The 16680-nt window shown below is 39.3% G+C and carries 15 protein-coding genes; 6 read left to right on the top strand and 9 right to left on the bottom strand.

Annotated features, from left to right (window positions below; genetic code table 11):
- Positions 1 to 71 precede the first annotated feature (71 nt).
- Both C3K47_RS01500 and C3K47_RS01495 read left to right on the top strand, forming a co-directional pair.
- The gene (locus C3K47_RS01500) at positions 72 to 374 is read left to right on the top strand and encodes an RNA polymerase alpha subunit C-terminal domain-containing protein (protein WP_243392478.1); all 303 of its coding nucleotides are present in this window, start codon (positions 72 to 74) and stop codon (positions 372 to 374) included.
- Positions 375 to 426: 52 nt separating this feature from the next.
- The gene (locus C3K47_RS01495; RefSeq protein ID WP_103787299.1) at positions 427 to 1257 is read left to right on the top strand and encodes a ThuA domain-containing protein; all 831 of its coding nucleotides are present in this window, start codon (positions 427 to 429) and stop codon (positions 1255 to 1257) included.
- 27 nt (positions 1258 to 1284) lie between these two features.
- Here C3K47_RS01495 and C3K47_RS01490 read toward each other — a convergent pair whose 3' ends face one another.
- The 6 genes from C3K47_RS01490 to C3K47_RS01465 all read right to left on the bottom strand — a co-directional run bounded on the left by C3K47_RS01490 (position 1285) and on the right by C3K47_RS01465 (position 7470).
- Positions 1285 to 3024 (bottom strand): S41 family peptidase, encoded by a 1740-nt coding sequence (locus C3K47_RS01490; protein ID WP_103787509.1) that lies wholly within the window; start codon positions 3022 to 3024, stop codon positions 1285 to 1287.
- 66 nt (positions 3025 to 3090) lie between these two features.
- Positions 3091 to 3372, bottom strand: a complete 282-nt coding sequence (locus C3K47_RS01485; protein ID WP_243392477.1) for an ATP-dependent Clp protease adaptor ClpS — start codon at positions 3370 to 3372, stop codon at positions 3091 to 3093.
- A 2-nt stretch (positions 3373 to 3374) separates the two neighbouring features.
- A complete protein-coding gene (locus C3K47_RS01480) occupies positions 3375 to 3587 on the bottom strand; it encodes a hypothetical protein (RefSeq protein WP_103787297.1) in 213 nt (70 codons plus the stop codon).
- 168 nt (positions 3588 to 3755) lie between these two features.
- Positions 3756 to 4439 carry a hypothetical protein gene (locus C3K47_RS01475; protein WP_103787296.1) on the bottom strand — a complete coding sequence of 228 codons (684 nt, stop codon included), beginning with the start codon at positions 4437 to 4439 and terminating at the stop codon, positions 3756 to 3758.
- A gap of 217 nt (positions 4440 to 4656) precedes the next feature.
- Positions 4657 to 5295, bottom strand: a complete 639-nt coding sequence (locus C3K47_RS01470) for a hypothetical protein (protein WP_103787295.1) — start codon at positions 5293 to 5295, stop codon at positions 4657 to 4659.
- A 51-nt stretch (positions 5296 to 5346) separates the two neighbouring features.
- A complete protein-coding gene (locus tag C3K47_RS01465; RefSeq protein WP_103787508.1) occupies positions 5347 to 7470 on the bottom strand; it encodes a TonB-dependent receptor in 2124 nt (707 codons plus the stop codon).
- A 271-nt stretch (positions 7471 to 7741) separates the two neighbouring features.
- Here C3K47_RS01465 and C3K47_RS01460 point away from each other — a divergent pair, with 271 nt between their 5' ends.
- From C3K47_RS01460 to C3K47_RS01450, 3 genes are read left to right on the top strand one after another with little or no spacing between them, the layout of a single operon-like run.
- Positions 7742 to 8890, top strand: a complete 1149-nt coding sequence (locus C3K47_RS01460) for an efflux RND transporter periplasmic adaptor subunit (protein ID WP_103787294.1) — start codon at positions 7742 to 7744, stop codon at positions 8888 to 8890.
- Positions 8891 to 8928: 38 nt separating this feature from the next.
- Positions 8929 to 12075 carry an efflux RND transporter permease subunit gene (locus C3K47_RS01455; protein ID WP_103787293.1) on the top strand — a complete coding sequence of 1049 codons (3147 nt, stop codon included), beginning with the start codon at positions 8929 to 8931 and terminating at the stop codon, positions 12073 to 12075.
- Positions 12041 to 13459 (top strand): efflux transporter outer membrane subunit, encoded by a 1419-nt coding sequence (locus C3K47_RS01450; RefSeq protein WP_103787292.1) that lies wholly within the window; start codon positions 12041 to 12043, stop codon positions 13457 to 13459. The genes C3K47_RS01455 and C3K47_RS01450 overlap by 35 nt, the downstream gene beginning before the upstream one ends.
- 24 nt (positions 13460 to 13483) lie before the next feature.
- On the opposite strand, the gene C3K47_RS01445 is transcribed toward C3K47_RS01450, so the two are convergent.
- From C3K47_RS01445 to C3K47_RS01435, 3 genes are read right to left on the bottom strand one after another with little or no spacing between them, the layout of a single operon-like run.
- Complete coding sequence (locus tag C3K47_RS01445) at positions 13484 to 14245, bottom strand: LytR/AlgR family response regulator transcription factor (RefSeq protein WP_103787291.1); 762 nt, start codon at positions 14243 to 14245, stop codon at positions 13484 to 13486.
- Positions 14245 to 14709 (bottom strand): hypothetical protein, encoded by a 465-nt coding sequence (locus C3K47_RS01440; protein ID WP_103787290.1) that lies wholly within the window; start codon positions 14707 to 14709, stop codon positions 14245 to 14247. Before C3K47_RS01440 ends, C3K47_RS01445 begins: the two co-directional genes overlap by 1 nt.
- Before the next feature lie 3 nt (positions 14710 to 14712).
- Complete coding sequence (locus C3K47_RS01435) at positions 14713 to 15795, bottom strand: sensor histidine kinase (RefSeq protein ID WP_103787289.1); 1083 nt, start codon at positions 15793 to 15795, stop codon at positions 14713 to 14715.
- A 170-nt stretch (positions 15796 to 15965) separates the two neighbouring features.
- Between C3K47_RS01435 and C3K47_RS01430 the strand changes: the two genes are divergently transcribed.
- A complete protein-coding gene (locus tag C3K47_RS01430; RefSeq protein WP_103787288.1) occupies positions 15966 to 16637 on the top strand; it encodes an OmpA family protein in 672 nt (223 codons plus the stop codon).
- Positions 16638 to 16680: the final 43 nt, after the last annotated feature.

Here is a 16680-nt window from a genome sequence, read left to right as displayed (position 1 = left end):
TTTTTGTCAACCCAAAGATGTAAAAACAATGTAGCGCTGTGCCCTCAGTGGTTAATTCATAATTTTCAAGTTTGAAAACAAACGATCAAATAGTATCTAAAACTCTCCGAACCTGCAGAAAAGGGCATCACTACTATAAAAGTAGCGACTGTCCAACCTGCCCCATTTGCGAACAGGAGCGTAAACCAGCTTCTGGTTTCCAAGCTTTGTTATCGGCACCGGCCAGAAGAGCGCTTGAAAATAATGGGATCAATTCACTTGAAGATCTTTCTAACTATTCAGAAAAAGAAATTTTAGCTTTCCATGGAATGGGACCAGGCTCCATTCCGAAATTAAAAGCAGCCTTAACTGAGGCGGGGCTAAGCTTTAGGTAGGAATAACACTTGTTCTGAAAGACAAAAGTCAAAACAATAAATGAATATATAGATGCCATCAACCATTAAAAAATATATCCTTCTATTGGTCGTTTGCTGTTTGAGTTTAACTTCTTTTGCTCAAAAGAAAACTGATAATTTCAATGTTATTGCTTTCTATACTGCTAAGAATGATGCTGCACATATAAGCTTTGTGCACGAGGCGAATCGCTGGTTTTCAAAAATGAGTAGTAAGTATCATTTCAAATTTGATTCAACTAATAACTGGAGCAACCTGAATGAAAAATTTCTGGCAAAATACCAAGTTGTACTATTTCTGGATACGCGCCCGGATTCGTTACCTCAGCGGCAGGCCTTTGAAAAGTACATGAGAAATGGCGGCGGTTGGATGGGATTTCATTTTGCGGCCTTTGCCTTAAACGATTCCGATTATCCCCAAAACTGGGATTGGTATCATAATAAGTTTCTGGGTTCGGGTGAATATGGGAGTAACACCTGGAGGCCCACTTCGGCAGTATTAAAAGTTGAGAATACAACCCTCCCGGTTACCAAAAACTTGCCCCAGCAATTCAATTCAGCACCAAATGAATGGTATCGTTGGAGTAATGATTTAACCAAAAATCCTGATATTAAAATACTGCTTTCAATTGATCCATCCAGCTTTCCTTTGGGAACCGGCCCAAAGCCTCATGAAATATGGCATAGTGGTTATTACCCGGTGGTGTGGACCAATACACGCTACAGAATGATCTACATTAACATGGGACATAACGACATTGATTACGAACATGGTACCAACAAAGAGTTATCGCTTACTTTTGAGAATGAAACTCAAAACCAATTGGTAATAAATACGTTGCTGTGGTTGGGAAGAGAGAAATGATCAGATTTTGTAGTTGCTGCTTTTTCGCTATTTCCTTTCAGCCAATTCAGCTTTTCGAGCCGACTCGCTGTTTTTGCCAATGGTTTTATAATCACCAGCGCCTTTTAAAATACTGTAGTAATTGGCTTTAACCATAAAGAGTTTCAACGCTTCATTCAAATCAACATCATATTTAAATGCCGATTCAATGCGTCCTCTTTGGTAATAATACCTTGAAATAATTTCATTTTCTAAAAGCTGTGATATTTCAGGTTTAAATTCAATCAGATCATCCTTACGGTTTTTATGTGCTTTACTTTTTAAAGAATTGTACTGCTCCTCAATTTGATCAAAATACTTTTCTTTAGTGGTAACCTGCTCAAGTTCCTCCAGCAATTTGTCGCTTTTGGTAGAATAGGTGAATGACTGCCCATTTACATATTCTACGAAATCATCATATTCACTTTGTTTCAGTCGAAACTCTTTGGGTTGCTTAACACTGCTATTTTTCTGACGATATTGGGTTCCATAATCAAATAACAGGTTATTTTCTACAAGAGCGGCAGCAATTGAACTGAAATAATAAGGTTTCACATAAACATCAGGTGTAATTCCGCGGCCATCATATACCACGCGACCATTTTTGGTTCTGAATTCCGAAATCAACGAATCGGCAATATTAAAAACCTGTCCGTTTTTGTTCTTATGCAGGTAATCTATCTTTTGAATACAGCGACCGCTAGGAGTATAATATTTAGCGATAGTAACTTTTAGCAAGCTGTTATAAGGAAGTTTCAATGTTTGTTGAACAAGTCCTTTTCCAAAGCTCTGTTGACCAATAACAACGCCACGATCCAGATCCTGCATAGCTCCGGCCACAATTTCAGAAGCAGAGGCCGTTCCATCATCAATCAGCACCACCAGTGGAATGGTTGTATCTAACGGAAAAACGCTGGCAAGGTAAACGAAATTATTTTGCGGCAACCGGCCTTTTTGAGTAACCACTGTTTCACCTTTCGATACAAAGTAATTAACAATTTTAACCGCTTCCTGTAAAATACCACCCCCATTTCCCCGAAGATCAAGAACCAAAGCCGTGATCTTATTTTTCTTCTTCAAGTTCAGAAAGGCATTCTTCACTTCCATGGCCGAACCATCTAAAAACCGATCGAGCTTAATGTACCCTACTTTATCGGCAACAGTTCCATAATAAGTAACGTTTGGAAACTTGATTTCCTCGCGCGACAATCTTTTTTCAATCGGTTTTAGTTCACCCGGCCGCAGAACTTTAATGATCAACGCCGAATTGTTTTGCCCTTTGAGCAGTTCGCTTACATCGTTGTTACTCTTGCCATCTAGCGGAACCCCATTGATCGACAGCATCTGATCGCCGGCCCGTATATCGGCCTTTTGCGCAGGAAACCCTTCGTAAGTTTCAGAAACAAACGTTTTGTTATCCTTTTGCAAAATCAATGCTCCTATACCTCCATACTCATTGGAGAAATAGTTCATTTTAAAATTTTCTAAATCAGATTCGGGAACGTATTCGGTGTAAGGATCGAGGGAACTGTCGATTGCGTTAGCGGCATTATTAATTAAATTGGCCGGATCAACCTTATCAACATAATTGAGGTTTATTTCGCGGTAAACGCCGGTAAATATGTCGAGGTTTTTAGTTATTTCAAACTGCTCATCTATCGCCTTAAATGAAAAGAATAACACGGCAACTAAACCGCTAGTAATCAATAACTTTTCAGGCGATCGAAAAAAAACACCAACCTTATTCATAACGTTCATTCACCTAAACTAAGTAATACTCTGTAAAAACGAAAAATTTACAACGGTATTGTTGCTTTAATCGAGGCTTACGGTAAGACCTTTAAACTTAAGGATGTTGTAATATTCAACCAGGTTACGGCGGGAGCCCTCCAACAAAATATATTTACCTCTTGTATGAACAACCCATGCAATGGCTTCAGCCTCATCGTACGTTTTTTTGATGTACTTGATCAGGCAGGCAATTACATGCTCAAAGGTGTTAAAATCATCGTTCCAAAGTACAAGCTTTACCGGCTCACCTACTTCAGTAGCAACTTCAACTTCCTCCAGAATTTCGGTTTCGATAACCGTGCTCATCATTATAAACGGTTGTTTTCTGTATTCGACTGCATTTTGCTAAGCATAAACTCAACATAATTGCGGTCTTTATTTATCGCTTTCATTAATCGGTTGATAAAGTCATCTTCTTGTCCGGGGACAAGAACCAACTCCTCATCGGTTAAGCGGTTGTATTTACGTTTGATTTTGATTCTAATCTTATCCCAATTGGTTGAATTAATCAGACTGCTCATTTAATACAATAATTTATGCAAAAGTAATAGATTGCTCGGGTTATGGCAAGGGAAGTTTTGGAGGATTTGCGAGTGAGTCAACAATTACTTGAATAAGCTTAAAAACAGCGAAAAGGTTAATTGCAATTAAACCTTGTAACAGTTTAGTTTAGAAACAGCGCAGGATTTTTAGAAGTTAATATCGTAAACCAAGGTTGAATTACTTAAACATTTTATAGAATCAATCGTTGTTGTAGTGACTCCATTTATAAGCGTTTTTATTACCCTGATTTTTGTAAACACATCAGCTACTGTCGAAACGTTTATTTCACCTTCTTGAGGATAAACAACATTATAATCATAAATAAAAAAGTCAGGTAAAATATCCGAGTGAGAAATTGAAAAACTTTGAATACTGTCATTGCGAGATCTATGCAATTTTAATTTAAGCTTTGCTTTTTTATAAACCTCAAAATGGATATTTTGAAACGCATTAGGATCAAAAAAGTAAGCTTCTGTATTGATTAATCCTGAATATCCCAATATCGAATATTCATTGTTTGAGCTCACTCTTAACGTAAGAAAATAACCGCGTGAAAAATATGTTGTGTCGATGTTTGAAGTAAAATTGAATGTTCCATCTTTTTTAGAATTCACTTTACTAATAACCTGATCTTGTGAAATATAGACAGATTTTGACCAACTTAATATCACCGTAACCCCAGAAGCCACTGTGCTATCCAATTTATTAATTACATTTCCATCAACCCTAAGTGACGCGCAATTCCCTGAACAAGGAGGAGCCTCTTTTTCACAAGAGTTTATAAGAAAAGGCAATGCTAGTATAGCGAATAACTTATATGTGTGTTTCATAGGATTAAGGCGATTAAATTCATGACGTGATTGTCTTATAAACGCTCACAGCTATATTAAAAATAATAAAAATTGCTCTTTAAACCACTGTGAATAAAACATTAAACATGTTATTCCGTGTTATAAAGTTCTTCCTAATTCCAAAGGCCCTAAACAGAAAAAAAGCGACAACCGCGGTCATCGCCTTCTGATTATAAGTAAAAGCTTACTTCTTCAACTATTTCTGCGCTTCTTCTAAAAGTGTTTTACAACGCTCGGCACCCCAATCAGGGGCAAATGCAAAGGCTGGTTTATAGTTCTCGTACTTTTTCATGGCATCCTGCAACATAGGCAGTGCTAATTTCTTACCACCTCCGTAAGCTTCAGGTGTATAAAAAGTGTTTTGAGCCAAAATAAATGCTGCTCGTGGGTTATTCTGATCAAGCTCTTTGGCTTTTTGAAGATTGGCCATAGCTGCCTGAATGTCCATGTAACGACTCATGGGATCCACATAAACTTTCATCAACTTAATATAACCGGTTAGTGCTTCGAGCTCCGAATTATTGGGTTGCAGGGCCTGGGCTTGCAAGGTAAGGTTAAGAGCCTTATCAAAGATGCCGTCCTTTTTGTTGTTGTCTTTCTCGAAATGGCCGCTAACGAGTAAGTTGTAGGCCGAGTAGTAAAAGGGTAACCACTGGTCTTTTTCGGCACTTGCAATGCGCTCAAAAAAGTTGGACGTGGCCAGAAAATCTTCGCCAGCTTTGGCACTTTTCATCATTTCAAGGCCTTTCGTCATCCCTTTATCGAAGTTTGGACTTTGGGCAAAAGCAATAGTGGTAGTAAAGATGGCGGCGATTGTTAAGAGTGTAGTTTTCATAATTATTTAGGTGTTAGATTTTTTTTAAAATTTATACTGATTAAATGTTGACTATAAAGCGTTAAAGTCGGAACTGCCTATGGTAATAAACATTCCTAAAAAGACAGTTCGTTTGGCTGGTGGTTCAATAGGCTGACGAACAGAACCATCTTTTGAATAATTGTATCCATAGATATTATTGAAACCCGGAACATTATTGATCGATAAATAAACCACCGTAAACTGACGCATTACGCGGGTAAGGTAGCTGATATTCATGCTCAGGTTATGGTAATCTTTTGTTCTGTCGCTCATAAAGTCAACATTGTTTGGATTATAATAAGGGCGACCCGATGCATAGGTGTAGGTAAACCCAACCTGCGAATGAATTGATGTTAAATAATGCTTGTACACTAAACTAAGCGTGTGTTTTGCGGCAAAATCGGGACGCGCGGCAACCGGGTAATCCTTAAAGTTTCTTTTGGTATCCAAAAATGAATAGCTGATCCAGTAATCGGCAGTAGGAATGGTTTTGCGATCTCTCCAAAAGATATCAATACCACGGGCATAACCATTTCCTGTGTTGGTATAATTCTCAGCTTCACCGGTATGTTTTATCAATCCATCGTAGTTTTTATAGAAAGCCTCAGCCCTGAAAGTTCGCTTATCAGTCATGTATTGATAGTTGAGGATATAATGATCGGCTGATTGAAAATCAAGGTGACGATCAACGATTAACACATTATCCTCAGGACTTTGGTAAAACCGACCGTAAGCCAGTGATGTTTGTGAGTTTTTATTGAGTTTGTAACTCAATGATAAGCGTGGAGCCAGATTAGCCTGCTGCATTAGGCTCGAATTCTCTAAACGCAACCCAAAGCGGGCAACCAATGAGCGGGTGAAATAATAATCGGTTTCGGCAAAAGCAGCAGTTTGATTGTCGGTAAAATTTCGGGTTTGATCATTAAACCGTTGGTCTTTATATGAATTGTAATATTCGCCACCAAATCTTAAACTCGATAAGCGTCCGAAGAAAACCGTTAGCATTGCCCGGCCCTCTGTAAACCGGTCGTAATCACCAATATTATCGTAATTCAATTTCAGGCTGTCGCGGTCTGTACTGTAAGTAACTCCAGCATCAAGCTTAACCTTTTCCGTTAAAAACGACTGGTAAGTACTGTTCAACAAAAAATTATGGTTACTGTTATTATAACTATTTGGCTTGCTTAAGTCTTCGAGATTATCATAGCTTAAGCCGAGTTCTCCACTCGAAAATTCGGAGTAGAATTTAAACAATCCTGTTTTGCCGGTTTTAAGCTTATAATTGGCTGATGCACTATAGCTGCGAGGCGCATAATTCCAGTGGGCATCCTGTTTTACCAATTCATAGTAGGGCTGCAAATTAATGTACTGGCCACCTATCTGTAATGAACTTCTTTTAAACTTATTGGTTTGCAACAAACCTCCGCCAACACTCATAATGCTAACTCCTGTTGTTGTTTTAGGCTCCAGATCTTTACTTTCTAAAACTAAAGCTGATGAAAGAGCCTGACCGTATTGAGCTGAATAACCACCAGCACTAAAACTCATCCCTTTAAACATAAAAGGAGAAAACCGTCCGCGTGAAGCTATATCTGGCAAATCATTCAGGTAGGGATTTTTGATTAGCATTCCATCAAAGTACATTTTGGTTTCAGAAGCTGCTCCTCCGCGCACCATCAATCCCTGCTCACCACTGGGTGCTTGTGTACCCGGCAAAGTCTGCAGCGCAGAAATAATATCAGCCTCTGCACCTGCAGTAGTGGCAATGTCTAATGATTTTAATTGCGCCATTTTACTACGGTCATTTGCCTCCATGGTTCCTGCAGTAACTACAACTGTATTCAGTTCAGTAGCCACTTCTTCCAATACCACTGTTAATTCTATTGGGGATCCATTAAGCACAATTGGCTGAATATTGATTTCGTACCCTGTTAAATTCACAATTAATTCTTTGCTTTCTTTTTCATCGGTAGTAAATGAGAATTTACCGTCCTTGTCAGAGGTGGCTCCGTCATATGAATCTTTAATAGATATAGCTGCTCCTGCTAAAACCTGTCCTTTTTGGTTTTTAATTACCCCCGAGACTTTATTTTGTGCTAAAGTCCCAAAAGCAATCAGGCTAAATAAGAAGGTAAGTGTAGATAAAGTTTTCATTAGTTCTGCTGGTGTTGATGGCTCAAATTTGATAACAGTACCTGTTTTTTTAAACACTTTGCCGACGAGTGCAAGGCTTTACCCGATAAACTGCAATAAACCATCGGTGAACGATCAACTAAAAATATTCACCGATAAAATCCAGTTCTTAACCGGCTAAAAAATAGTTTCATTTTAAAGAATACAGCCTATGTTTACTTAAAAAAACTTTGACTGAACTATAGTAATTGAGAATGCATTTTATTAACTTCCAGTAATTTACTCTCTCAAAATGACTCGAAATTATAAGTTGTTTTCTGTGCTCGCTACACAGATATCGTTACTACTCTTTTTAGGTGTTGGTTGTCGTGAAAAAACTGCTAAAGTAGGGCCACCTTCCGAAGTATCCGTTATTAACTCTCAACGCGTAGATGTTCCCATATATCAGGAATACGTTGGACAAACCTATGGTTTAGCCGATGTGGATATAAGGGCTCGTGTTGAAGGTTGGGTAACAGGAATGTATTTTAAAGAAGGAGCTAAAGTAAATAAGGGCACTTTACTTTATACCATTGATGACATGCAATACAAAACCCGCGTTGATCAGGCAGCGGGCAATGTAGCATCTGCCAAAACGGAAGTTGCCAGGGCGCAAAGCCAGCTTAACCGCGTGAGACCTTTAGCCGAGATGAACGCATTGAGCAAAATGGACCTTGATAACGCTCAGGCCGAATATAATGCCGCAAGAGCCCGCCAGCAGGTTGCCGAAGCAGCATTGCAGAATTCACAGATTGAACTCGGTTATGCTAAGGTCTATGCACCCATCGATGGAATCATAGGAATTTCTAATGTTCGCGTTGGAGATTATGTAAGCCGCATCAATTCAAATATTCTTTCCACTATTTCCCAAACTGGAACTGTAAGAGTTCGCTTCCAAATAAATGAAACGGAATTTCTAAAATTTATGCGTAGCTATAAAGGCGAGCAGTCCGTTCGACAGGACGTAACGCTGATACTGCCCGATAATTCAGTTTTCAGCGAAAAGGGTAAAATTGATTTTGCCAACCGCCAGATAGACCCCGAAACCGGATCAATTACACTCGAAGCATCATTTGCCAACCAATCAGGATTATTGCGACCAGGGCTATATGTAAAAGTTGAACTTCTAGCCAGCAATTACCCCAACGCTGTTGTAGTTCCTCAAAGGGCAGTTAATCAACTTCAGAGTCTATATCAGGTTTTTGTGGTTGACAAATCTAATACCCTTAAAGTTAGAATTGTGGAAGTAGGCCCACGGGTTGGAGATATGTGGGTTATAACCAAAGGTCTTGAGGCCAATGAGCGGGTAGCCCTTATCGGTACTGCAGCCCTATCTGACAATTCAAAAGTAACACCGATTGAAGCCAAATGGACACCGGTAGTTCCCGGAAAAGGAATTTAACTACCATAGCCAATTAATCGCATCTAAAACACAGATTCATGAGTGAGTTTTTCATCAGAAGGCCTATTGTGGCCATGGTTATCTCCATAGTAATGGTTTTAATGGGATTGCTAACACTGCGTAATATTCCAATAGCTCAATATCCCGAAATCACTCCACCAATGATCCAGGTAACATCGGTTTATACCGGTGCCAGTGCCGTAAATGTTGAGCAAGCTGTTGCTACACCAATTGAACAACAGGTAAATGGGGTTGAACAAATGCTTTATATGAAATCGGTTAATGCCGGCGACGGTTCATTAACACTTCAGGTTTCATTTGAAGTGGGTGTTAACCTCGATAATGCCAATATGCTTACACAAAACAGGGTTTCGCAAGCCAATGCCAAACTGCCTGCTGAAGTAAAAAGCTATGGTGTGACCACCAAAAAATCCCTGGTTTTCCCATTGTTGCTAATTTCTCTGTCATCGCCAAACGGTTCATACAATGGAGCATTCTTAAGCAACTATGCCAATATTAACATCGTCGACCGTATTTCACGGATTTCCGGGGTAGGTAACGTAACCCTTTTTGGTGGATACGATTACTCTATGCGTGTTTGGTTAAACCCCGACAGGCTTTCGAAACTGAATCTTACAGCTAACGACGTAATCAATGCGGTTAAAAAACAAAACGCCATTGTACCAGGGGGAAAATTTGGAGGACCGCCTTCACCCAAGGGTGTTGACAATACCTACACCATCCGTTTACAAGATCGTTTAGCTACTGAGGAGGAATTTGGAAACATTGTAGTAAAATCAAGCTCGCAAGGAGCCATGGTTCGATTGAAAGATGTGGCGCGAATTGAATTAGGCTCTGAAAACTATATTTCCTATAGCCGGCTTAACCAAAAGCAAGCAGCAACAATAGGCGTTTATCAATTACCAGGATCTAATGCTTTGGATGTAGCAGCAAATGTGAAAGGAGCAATTGAAGAAATGTCAAAAAGCTTTCCTCCTGACTTAAAATATGATGTTTCACTAGATACCACTGCTTCTGTAACAGTAGGGATTGAGGAAATTATTCATACTCTTTTTGAAGCAGTTATTCTGGTGATCCTGGTAGTATTTATTTTCTTACAAGATTGGAGGGCAACGCTGATTCCATTACTTACCGTTCCGGTTTCATTGATCGGTACGTTCATGGTCTTTCCATTATTAGGGTTTTCGGTAAACGTGCTTTCTCTCCTTGGCCTGGTGCTGGCAATCGGCATTGTGGTTGACGACGCAATTGTGGTGGTAGAAGCTGTAATGCATAATATAGAACACGGAATGAGTCCCAAGGATGCGACAAGCAAAGCCATGCAGGAAGTAGGAGGTCCTGTTGTTGCCATCGCGTTGATTCTGGCAGCGGTATTTATCCCGGTTGCCCTTGCAGGTGGTATTACCGGACGACTCTATCAACAGTTTGCCATTACCATTGCCATTTCTGTAGGTTTTTCAGCATTTAACGCTTTAACCTTAAGCCCTGCACTGTCGGCTATGCTGCTTCGACCGAAAAAAGAAAGCAAAGGATGGCTGGACAAGTTTTTCGACTGGTTCAACAGAATGTTCGGTTCATTTACAGATAAATATGTAGCTATCGTTCAAGGTTTTGTAAAAAATTCATTCCGTTCAATACTCTTTACAATAATATGTGTTGTTGGCGTGGTAATACTGGCCAAGTTAATTCCATCAGGATTTGTGCCCGAAGAAGATCAAGGCTATTATATGTTGAACATACAATTGCCTGATGCTGCATCGTTAGGGCGAACAGACGAGGTGGCTCATAAGATTGAACAGATTCTCGGCAAAATAGATGGGATTCAATTTTATACCACAATTATGGGCTACAGTATGGTTACATCTGCCTATACAACCAATACGGCATTTGTGTTTGTGGCCTTAAAACCTTGGGACGAACGGAAACACACCGTTTTTGACATTATTAAACAAACAAATACCGAATTCGCTCGTGAGATTACCGAGGCAACAGCCATAGCTTTTGGCCCACCCCCAATCATCGGTTTGGGAACCGGTGCAGGTTTTACCATTATGCTGCAAGATAAAACCGGAAATACCCCCGAGTATTTATTCAATGAATCAAAGAAATTTATTGCAGCGGCTTCAAAACGCCCTGAAATAGGCAGGATATTTACAGCCTATCGCTCAAATGTACCTCAAAAGAAAGTCAGCGTCGACCTTGATAAGGCCGAAAAATTAGAAGTTGATCTATCCGAATTAAACAGCACTATATCTTCTTACCTGGGTAGTGCTTATGTGAACGACTTTAACAAATTTGGCCGGCAATATAAAGTGTATGTACAGGCCGATTCTAACTACCGTACCAGCCCTAAGGACCTGAACTTGTTCTTTGTCAGAAGTAGAAATGGTTCTATAGTCCCCATAAGCACCCTGGTTACAGTTACAGATACTGTGGGTCCTGAATTCACCAACCGTTTTAATATGTACCGATCTGCCGAACTTAACGGAACTCCTGCAGAGGGTTACAGTTCCTCTCAAGCTTTAAAAGCCTTAGAAGAAACAGCAGCACAGGTGCTTCCAAAAGATTTACAGTATTCATGGAGCAATATGTCATTTCAGGAAAAAGCCGCGGAAGGAACTGCAGGAGTAATGTTTGCAACTGCTCTGATCTTTGTATTTCTGATCCTTGCCGCTCAATATGAAAGCTGGAAACTACCTTTCAGTGTTTTACTGGGAACACCGTTTGCTGTTTTAGGCGCATTCCTTGGCCTTTGGCTCTGCGGTTTTTTTAGCTCAAGCTATCAGAATAATGTATTTGCACAAATTGGCTTGGTAATGCTTATCGGACTTGCGGCAAAAAATGCCATCCTTATTGTGGAGTTTGCAAAAGAATCGCACGAAAAACATGGCAAATCAGTAATGGATGCAGCGATAGAGGCAGCAAGATTGCGCTTCAGGCCTATTTTAATGACTGCATTTGCCTTTATTCTGGGTGTAGTTCCGCTTCTTACAGCTTCGGGTGCAGTTGCAGAGGCACGTAAAGTTATTGGAATGGCCGTATTTGCCGGCATGCTCATAGCCACCATACTTGGGGTGCTCTTCGTCCCTTCATTCTTTACATGGATAGAATCAAGAGGAAAAAAGAAAAATGAAAGTACAACAAACCAACAAACAGGACATTAATATGAACCGACACATTGCTTTTACCGGCATTTTGTTCCTGCTTACAGGTTGCCTTGTTGGCCCTAAATACAGCAGGCCACAAATGGATGTTCCAACTGCTTATGCTCAACAATCGGATTCACTCCGCCGGGATTCTATAGCCAATATCAAATGGTTTGAGCTTTATCAGGATAGCACTCTACAAAACCTGATAAGGATTGCTTTAGAACAGAACAAAGACCTTAAAACGGCAATTGCCCGGGTAGAAGAATCTCGGGCTATATTAGGTTATAACAAGGCTAATCTCTATCCATTTTTAAACTATAACGTTGGTGCAGGATATAATAAGCTACATGAAAACGCCCAGCTTAGCGGAGTTGGGATTGACGGCAACTCCTTTAATTTATTGGGAACAGTAAATTGGGAATTAGATCTATGGGGAAAAATCAGGCATGCCAACCGTGCTGCCTATGCTCAGCTGCTGGCGGATGAAGAAAATCGTAAAGCCATTACAGTAAGTGTAGTTGCTCAAATTGCTGAGCTATATTTTCAGCTAAGAGGCTTAGACGAGCGCCTTATCATTTCGAAAAATACAGTAACTACCCGTGAAGAGAGTTATAATTTAATCAGTGCCCGTTTTTCCAAAGGCTATGTGGCAGAAATTGACAAGTTTCAGGCCGAACAACAGGTAGCCTTCGCTATGGCCAATATTCCGCAATTAGAGCGTGATATTGTACAAACTGAAAATGCTATTCGGGTATTAGTGGGTCAGGTTCCAGGTTCAGTACCAAGAGGATTATTAAATATTAACCAGGCAATCAGTTTGGAAATCCCTGCAGGATTGCCTTCTGAACTAATTGAAAGACGGCCTGATGTAAGAGCTGCCGAGAATACACTTATTTCACAAACCGAGCAAATTGGCGTAGCTCAGGCCTTACGATTTCCTTCATTAGCACTCACCGGTTTTGGAGGCGTGGCCAGTAACGACCTTGGTAATTTATTACAAAATGGTTCATTAGCATTTGGTGTAGCCGGTCAGCTTTTCGGTCCTATATTCAATTTTGGACAAAATAAACGCAGGGTTGATGTAGAGCGGAAAAGAACTGAGCAGTTATTATATCAATACGAAAAAACAGTTTTAGTAGCTTTTAGTGATGTTGAAAATTCACTAAAAGCCGTTAAAACCTATCAGGATGAATTATTTGCCCGATCAAAAGAAGTACAGGCAAACAGGAACATTGTAAAACTTTCAAGAGCCCGTTATGACAATGGTTTCACAACCTTTTTAGAAGTACTTGAGTCAGAAAGCCAACTTTATGAATCAGAATTAAATACCTCGATCACTAAACAAAACCAGCTTGCGGCTACCGTACAATTGTATAAAGCATTAGGCGGAGGCTGGTAAAAATGCCTTTTATTAGAATTTAACCTAGATCTCTAAAATCCGCTTCAGATTATCAGTATAACTTCTGCTGGTTGAAATTTTGGAGCCATTAATGTCATTCATAATGGCTATTAAGGCTCCATTAAACCCTTTTCGCACCTCTTTCATATTTTCAGCATTGATAATACATCCTCTATGAACACGGAGAAAGCTTTCAGGTAATTTGCTTTCCAAAGAAGAAAGTGTATAATCGGTTAAATAGGAATCTCCTTTTAATGTTTTTAGGGAAACATATTTATCATCAGCCTCAATATGACTTATTTCGGAGGTCTTCACTAACAAAAACCTATCACCTATTTTAACGGGTAACGCCTTTAGCTCTTTTTTGGTCTGCAGCTTCTCAAATAGATCAAGCAGCTTTGCTGGGTTAGTGTTTGCAGAATGAATATTTACCTTCTGCAACTTGGCTACAGTTAATTCCACCCTTTCTGCTTCAACGGGTTTAAGCAAATAATCAATTGAATTTTCTTCGAAAGCCTTAATGGCATATTGGTCAAATGCGGTAGTAAAAACAATTAAAGGGATAAAAGAAAGCATTCCTAACATTTCAAAGCCGTTTAAAACGGGCATTTCAATGTCAAGGAAAACCAAGTCGGGCTTAAGTTCTTCAATAAGCTGGCGACCCTCTTCACCATTGGCTGCTTCAGCCTCAATGAAAAACACCTGTTCATAAGTACTGAGTAACCTTTTTAACCGATTTCTGGCTAAAGGTTCATCATCAATGATAATGGTATTAAATAAGGGCATTAATTAGAAGGACGTTTAGGTAGCTGACGGATATTATCTTCTGAATCATCCCCTGCCTGGTTATTCTTATTCTCCTCATTCTCATCTTCATCCTCGTCCCAAAAATCAGAAAAACCTTCAGACTCATCATCAATCAATTCTTCATCTCCATAGTCTACCACCATTGGGGTAACGTCAACATCAAACCATTCGTAAAACATTTCAATGGTAATGTCCTGTGGCCAGGTTTCCTGGGCCATGGAAACACCAAAAAGCTCATCAATAAAAAACTGCTCGAAGTTTTCCTCCAAATACTCTTCTATTTCACTGTCTTCGTCAAAAACCGGAATCAAATAAGTTGTTTTCTCGGTCTCATTGATTTCTTCAAGGGAAGCAAAAGCTTCTTCAGGGAAAATGGAATTATACCAGTTCAGGTAAGGCAATTTATAGTGTAGATGCAGCGAAAAGCGGTTGATGAATTTCATATACTAAGTTTTGAAAACGAATTTCGGAATAATAATCTGAATTCTTTTCTGTGGGGCCATGATAATATTCAATTCATAATTATCATTGTAAAGTAGTTTTAACTTGTCAAAAGTATTCTGCAGTCCATATCCAGGATTCCAATCCAGTGGAAAATCCGGACCATTATCAGCCACCCAAATCTTTAATCCTTCATTATTAACTGAAGTGGCACCAACTTCAATGGCTCCATTTTGAGTGATCTTAGAAATGCCGTGCTTAATTGAATTTTCTACCAATGGTTGAAGCAAGAAGCGTGGTATTTTTTCATGTCTTAATGTTTCATCAATCACAAAGTTTGTTTGCAACCTGTCTCCCAATCGGATACTTTCAATATCGAGATAGGTTTTAACAATATCCAGCTCATAAGCCAGTGTTGTGTAGCTCTCATCGTTAGTATTGATCGCATAACGAAACAGTTTGGAAAGCTTTAACACCATTTCCTCGGCTTTGTTAGCATCCTGGTGAATTAAGGAGGCAATTGAATTTAATGAGTTGTACAAGAAATGAGGGTTTATTTTCGACTGAAGAGCCTCCAACTCGGCTCGTGTTTTTAGCTCATGTAACTTAGTTACCTGATATTCACTTTCTTTAAGTTTGAATTCATAATTCTCTTTTTGCAGGTCAATAATTTGCCTGAACCCGCCAATTATAAAACCTGCAAATAAATTAAATGCCAACGAAGGCAGTTGTTCCTGAAGAGTAAACCATTTATCAAAACCAAGATATAATACGCCAAAGCAAATCTCGGTAGCTATTATAATTCCTAATCCCATCAATGCAAAATCAACAATAACTTGTTTAATAGTTCTTTCGTGATTTCTATTAAACAATCGATGCGACAAATGAATGATATTGGTGATAGTAAGAGATATGGTTATTGAAAATAAGAATGTTGCAAAGATGGTTTGCCAGGAAAGTTCAAAGTCTCGAAAATAATTAAGTCCACAGATTCCAAAGGCAACATATATCCCTATTTTTGAATATTTCAAGTTATACTCCAGCCAAGTTGTGCATTCCTTATCATTATTCATATCCTTCTGAATCATAACCCAATGTACGACTAAACATAATTAAAAGACTTTTTTTACGATAAGATGAAATTTCTAAGTGATAAAATGCGGAATTTTGCGGACGAATAACTTCTAAAGTTGGGCCGGAATTTCAGATGTCCGGCAAAAAATTGTTCGTATATTAAACAAAGCTAAAATTTAATCTTATGAAAATTAAAGCACTATTATTAGCAGCGCTTTTAACTATTGCGAGTATTATGCCCGCTTGTAAAAACATGACCGGAACTCAAAAAGGAGCAGCGATTGGCGCGGGTTCAGGAGCAGCAATTGGCGCATTAATTGGTCACGCAGCAGGAAATACAGCGATTGGCGCATTAATTGGCGGCGCTGTTGGTGGTGTAAGTGGCGCTTACATTGGCAAGTACATGGATAAGCAGAAAAAAGAAATTCAGGAAACTGTACCCAATGCAAAAGTTGAAGAAATCAATAATGGCGAAGCCTTAAAAGTAACTTTTGACTCGAAGGTTCTTTTTGATGTGAATAAATATGATTTAAAAGATGCCTCAAAGAATGCCGTGAAACAGCTAGCCGAGATCATTAATAAATATCCTGACACCTATGTTCAGATCCAGGGCCATACCGATAATACAGGAGAAGATGCTTACAATATGACTCTTTCGCAAAAACGTGCGGAAGCTGTGATGCATTACGCTATATCAATCGGTGTTCAAGCCAACCGTTTAATGTCGCAAGGCATGGGTGAAACTACACCAATTGCCGATAACAAAACGGTTGATGGTCGTACTCAAAACCGCAGGGTTGAATTCTATATTGTTGCAAATGATAAGCTGAAACAAGAAGCAGCAAAACAGAAATAATTCTTCAAGGAGTTGATAAAGAGAGATGCCCGTTTGATAGTTC

Source organism: Solitalea longa, assembly GCF_002920915.1.
Lineage (GTDB): Bacteria > Bacteroidota > Bacteroidia > Sphingobacteriales > Sphingobacteriaceae > Solitalea > Solitalea longa.
The sequence above is the reverse complement of the archived record's forward strand: the minus strand, read 5'-3'. Positions and strand labels throughout refer to the sequence as shown.